Source organism: Spirulina sp. 06S082 (genome assembly GCF_034932145.1).
Taxonomy (GTDB): domain Bacteria; phylum Cyanobacteriota; class Cyanobacteriia; order Cyanobacteriales; family Spirulinaceae; genus CCY15215.
Window position 1 is genome coordinate 1 of record NZ_JAYGHV010000215.1, and the last position, 4761, is coordinate 4761.

A 4761-nucleotide genomic window follows, 5' to 3' on the forward strand; every position below is an offset into this window, starting at 1 on the left:
CGCCGTGGAGAGAATGTTTTCTGGCAAAATAGAGACTCCTGGAGTGCTTCTTCCGACTAACGGATCGAGTAATTGTTGAGACAGTCCCAACAATTCGAGAACCAAACGACACAAGTAAGCAGCAATAGAGATTAAAAGAGCTTGAAGGGCGTTGAAGCGCAGAAAATGTGGTAGTGTCTGATTTTGAATGACCAAGACATAAACAGCAAAAAATATCCCAAACTCAACAATTGCCAGACCTCCAATAGAAAGGAAATAAATGGGCATTAAGATAAATAAAGGCGTAAATAATATGGCGAGAGGAGGAACGAGAGAAAAGACCAGCATTCCAAAAGGTAAGGCTTCAATTATGGGAATTAAATAGGTCAAAGCCGCTAAAATTTTGTCTTGTGTTGTTGTTGAGCCACGCCGAACCATGATTTATACCTTTTTTGTGAGAGTATTGTTTAACGATTATAGTGCAAAGAACATCTAGCGATCGCAATTCCTTAGTTTAGCTTTTTAACTCAACTTGCTAGTTATTGATTCGATCCCCCTAAATCCCCCTTAAAAAGGGGGACTTCCGGATTCTCCCCACTTATTAAGGGGGCTGGGGGGGATCGAAATTATGCGCTTTAACCAGAAAAGCTCGTGCTGAATTAGAACTATTGTGGGGAAGTAATACATTTTCAAAGCATCCAAAACGAACTGCTAGTTCAGCAGGATCGATGATTTGAGCAGTCCAACCATACTGTTTGAGAAATTCTTCTGGATCGTCAACTCCAAACCGAAAGTAACCATTATAAGGTTCGCCATCAACTGCTTGGCGATCGATCAAATCTAAACCCAATTGACTCCTTGGTGCGGTTAAAGCAAATACATCCTGCATCAACCGATCGCATTGAGATGCTTCGAGGTACATTAATAATCCTTCTAAGAGCCAAATCGAAGGGCGATCGCGTTGATAGCCTTGTTCTAGCAGTAAATGCGTCCAAGGTTGCGTTAAATCGGCGGCGATCGCGATGCGCTGACAATTAGGAGAAACCCTGCCGATAATATTCTCTTTATACTCTAAAATACCAGAAAAATCTAGTTCGTAAAGACAAGTATTCTCTGGCCAAGAAAGACGATATGCTCGCGTATCCATTCCTGCTGCTAATATAACAACTTGAGAAATGTTTGTCATGGCTTCTTGAAAAAAATCGTCAAATAATTTTGTGCGAATAGCGAGATAAGCTATATCTCGAGGGAGGGATTTTGTATTGGCAAAATTAAAAGCATCTTCTCCTGCTAATTGTGCAGCAAAAGGATCGCTAAAAAGTCGATCTTTTCTAACCGTTTCTTTCGCCCGCAGAGCAGCCATAAGACGAGCAGAAAAAGGAATAAAGGCTTGAGGAATCAGTTTGCTAGAAATATTTTTACTTGTTTCTTCCACGGCTTAGAGAGGGTTGGCGATCGCGTACCTTATAATTTTAATCTGAAATTAACCCGCTTCAACCAAAACTTGAGACTTGTTCCTTGAGGGCGTATAGTAGAGGCGTGTCCTATCAATTCTCAAACCCATGAATATTGATTGGTTTAACCCTTGGTTTGTCGCGATCGCCCTCAACACAATTTTACTAGGTTTTGCCTTTATTTCGCCTAAAAAACTCTTGACTCCTTGGGGCTATTTGCACGCATGGATTCTTGGGGTTATTGTTTGGGGAACTCTTGCTTGGCAAGGGTATCTCGTAGTAATGTTTTATTTTCTAGTTGGATCGGGAGTAACGCGCATCGGTAAAGCAGAAAAAGAAGCCGCAGGAATTGCCGAAGGGCGATCGGGTTTGCGGGGTCCGGAAAATGTTTGGGGATCGGCATTAATTGGCACCCTATGTGCTTTAGGAACTCTTCTTGTTAGCGAGCCTTGGCAAGGATTATTTATATTAGGTTATATCGCCAGTTTTTGTACCAAACTTTCCGATACTTGTGCTTCCGAAATTGGTAAGGCTTATGGGAAGCGAACTTTTTTAATTACTACCTTAAAACCCGTTCCTCGCGGTACAGAAGGAGCAGTAAGTTTAGAAGGAACTCTAGCTGGAATAGTCGCTTCTGCTGCGATCGCCTTTCTCGCTTGGGGGTTGAATACCATTTCTCCTTTCGGGATTCTTTGGTGTATTCTTGCTGCCTTTATTGCCACAAATTTAGAAAGTGTTATCGGGGCAACGGTGCAAGAAAAATTTGCTTTTTTAACCAATGAAGTTGTAAATATTATTAACACACTCATCGGCGCGATCGCAGCAATTTTAATGGCTTTTCTTTTCCTCAACTAGAGCAAAAATTGCTAATCAACAAATATTTTTCAGAAGATATTTTCTGTTTTACTATTGAGAGAATAGCCTTACTGGTTAAGATGCTTTTAATTTTTCACTAATCCAGTCTTGAATCAGCGAAATATTGTCTAATCCTTTGGCTTTAGCAATTTCCTGAATTTGTTGAATTTGCCGAGGATCTAAATCAATTTGTAGAGTGACTTTGCGTTCAAAGATAGGTTCTTGGACTTCTTCTAATTGATCTTCAAAGTCAGTTAAATCGTGAGTATCCCAAAATTGTGCTAATTTGTCAATAGAATCAGTTGAAGGAATTTTGTGTGTATTCATTTGATGAATTTTCATGCTTTAATTATATCGATTAGGGTAGGTAATGTCTATCCCTACCCTATAAGACTTTAACCCAAAGTTGGAAAGATTCGGAGCAAGATCGAATTGAGAATTGAGTTAATAATTCCCAACGCGATCGCGTCTAATAAAGCACTCCATATCCCCCAATTGAGCCGAAATCCTTCGACTAATTTAGCAGTAATTCCAAAAATAAAGGCATTCAAAAATAGTGTGAAAATGCCAAGAGTCAGAATAGTAATAGGTAATGTCAAAACAAACAAAACAGGCCTGACTAAGCCATTAAGAAGTCCTAGGATAACTCCCGCCCAAATTGCCTTGTCCGTACTATCTATTTCGATTCCTAGAGGTAAGCGAGCAATAATCAACAGACTTACCGCCGTCACTAAAGCTGTCACTAAAAATCCAATAATCGTTGCCATAATTCTCGTTTTCCCTGAATTTAAGAGGATTAACGATCGCGATCCTAGCTTGTTTTTTCCGCGATCGACAGAAAAGGGTGCTAAATTTAACACCCCTTCTGTAAAGTTTTCTAACTGATTTTATTTCTCATTCTTTTGCCATTAATTTTGGCGAAACTCAATAATATTACCAAAAGGATCGACCCGACAAAACCCCGACTGTCCCGCCGAACTATTCCAATTGACGATCGCATTTCCCCCCGCATCCACAGAAGAAGATTCTACATTGACGTTATTAGCTTGTGTCCCTGCTAACCTTGCAGCAACCTCATTTTGGCAACTATTGAGGAGTCCCGTTGATGTGGACGGTTGAGAGGAAGTTGAAGGCTGTGGAGAAGAAGGTTGAGGAGAAGAAGGGCGCGAAGAAGAAGGAACTGTCCGATCTGGAGTAGAATCCGGAGTAGAACTAGGTGCATTGCGAGGAGTACACTGTCCTCGCCAACTGCGAAGAACTCCTCGCGAATTTTCCTCTACATCATTCCCTAAATACCCCCAAGCGGTCGCGCGGTTCATCCCTTTGCGTTCTCGTTGTCGTCCACGGCTGGTTTCAACGATACAATCGTATAAAACCTCATTTTGGGCGAAAGTGGGTAATGGAGGAATAGCACCCATAATTAGAGTGGTTGTTGTTACGGTCAAGACCAACATTTTCAGGCGATCTCTCACGATTTTTTCCACGATTTTTTCCACGATTTTTTCCTTCCCGAACAAAACTATATTTTCTTTCAGGACGTTTGTAGTCGGGTAATCTGTTCCCGATGCGATCGATTCGCGATCGCGAAATCGCATCTTTTTCCCATTCCTTTAGTTTTCTCTCCCGATCGCGTGCTAAAGTTCTGTAAAATAGCTAACATCTAGCCTGAGTTTCTTTCCGAAACATTGCATGAACAAAGTGCATCTGTTTTAAAGATACTCATTTTTGTGCATCTTAATATATACACAAAAAAAAATTACTTGAATGATTTTTTCTCGCTATAACTTCATTATTCGTCTCACTATCGTTATTTTTGCGATCGTTGTCTCCAGCTTATTTTATTGGCAACTTCAATTTCAATACTACGCTGAAATTAATCTGATTCGAGAACGAGTTCAAGAAGCAGCAATTCAAGTTGATGAAGCGATTAAAACGACGGCAGATTATGTCGAACAAATGCAGGTAAGAGCGAATTCTTTTTACGAAATTGGTCAAATTGGAATTGCCGAATCTCTTCTCTTTGATAATTTAAAAGAAACGGAAGAACAAGGGCAAATATCCTATAATTTAAACAGGATTCCACCCCCTTATACCGATCGCTTAATTGGCAATTTAACTGGACTGGGAAATCTGCGCGATCGCGACTCCGATTTTTATCGAGAAATTGAGATGGCATTTTCCCTAAATCCTTTATTTCAGACTGCTTTAAAAGTTATTCCGAATGATATTCATGCTTACTATCTTTCTCAAGAAAAGTTTATTAATCGCTTTCCTTGGGTTCATTCTCAAAACTTTCAGTTCCAAACTGATTTATTAGCATCGGAAATGTACGAGCGATCGCTGCCGAAAAATAATCCCGATCGCGAACAATTTTGGACAACAGCTTATCTCGATCCAGAGAATAATAATATTAGCGTGACTTGTGCTGCTCCTGTTTATGAAGAGAACGAATTTCGAGGAGCAATTGCTCTTG

Annotated in this window: 6 protein-coding genes and 1 pseudogene; 2 read left to right on the top strand and 5 right to left on the bottom strand. The window is 40.3% G+C overall.

The genetic code is table 11. From position 1 onward, the window contains the following. Together VB714_RS14500 and VB714_RS14505 are read right to left on the bottom strand one after the other, a co-directional pair. The coding region (locus VB714_RS14500) for a Tic20 family protein (protein WP_323225321.1) at positions 1-417 on the bottom strand (417 nt) is incomplete at its 3' end. A 163-nt stretch (positions 418-580) separates the two neighbouring features. Beyond that, positions 581-1414 (bottom strand): SAM-dependent methyltransferase, encoded by an 834-nt coding sequence (locus VB714_RS14505; protein ID WP_323225322.1) that lies wholly within the window; start codon positions 1412-1414, stop codon positions 581-583. A 127-nt stretch (positions 1415-1541) separates the two neighbouring features. On the opposite strand from VB714_RS14505, the gene VB714_RS14510 reads away from it, so the two are divergent. After that, entirely contained in the window at positions 1542-2288 is a 747-nt protein-coding gene (locus VB714_RS14510) for a TIGR00297 family protein (protein WP_323225323.1), read from the top strand. 75 nt (positions 2289-2363) lie between these two features. Here the strand turns inward: VB714_RS14510 and VB714_RS14515 are convergent, their stop codons facing one another. The 3 genes from VB714_RS14515 to VB714_RS14525 form a co-directional block, all read right to left on the bottom strand. Then, positions 2364-2615 (bottom strand): CopG family antitoxin, encoded by a 252-nt coding sequence (locus VB714_RS14515; protein WP_323225324.1) that lies wholly within the window; start codon positions 2613-2615, stop codon positions 2364-2366. A 68-nt stretch (positions 2616-2683) separates the two neighbouring features. Beyond that, positions 2684-3148, bottom strand: coding sequence for a phage holin family protein (locus tag VB714_RS14520; protein WP_323225325.1), 465 nt, complete (start codon positions 3146-3148; stop codon positions 2684-2686). Positions 3149-3196: 48 nt separating this feature from the next. After that, positions 3197-3883 (bottom strand): hypothetical protein, encoded by a 687-nt coding sequence (locus VB714_RS14525; protein ID WP_323225326.1) that lies wholly within the window; start codon positions 3881-3883, stop codon positions 3197-3199. 169 nt (positions 3884-4052) lie between these two features. Here VB714_RS14525 and VB714_RS14530 point away from each other — a divergent pair. Continuing rightward, positions 4053-4761: pseudogene (locus VB714_RS14530) on the top strand (hypothetical protein); the annotation flags it as partial.

Coding starts and splice junctions, on each gene's coding strand:
- VB714_RS14510 (WP_323225323.1), top strand. CDS start 1,542: ATGAATATTGATTGGTTTAACCCTTGGTTTGTCGCGATCGCCCTCAAC.
- VB714_RS14515 (WP_323225324.1), bottom strand. CDS start 2,615: ATGAATACACACAAAATTCCTTCAACTGATTCTATTGACAAATTAGCA.
- VB714_RS14525 (WP_323225326.1), bottom strand. CDS start 3,883: ATGCGATTTCGCGATCGCGAATCGATCGCATCGGGAACAGATTACCCG.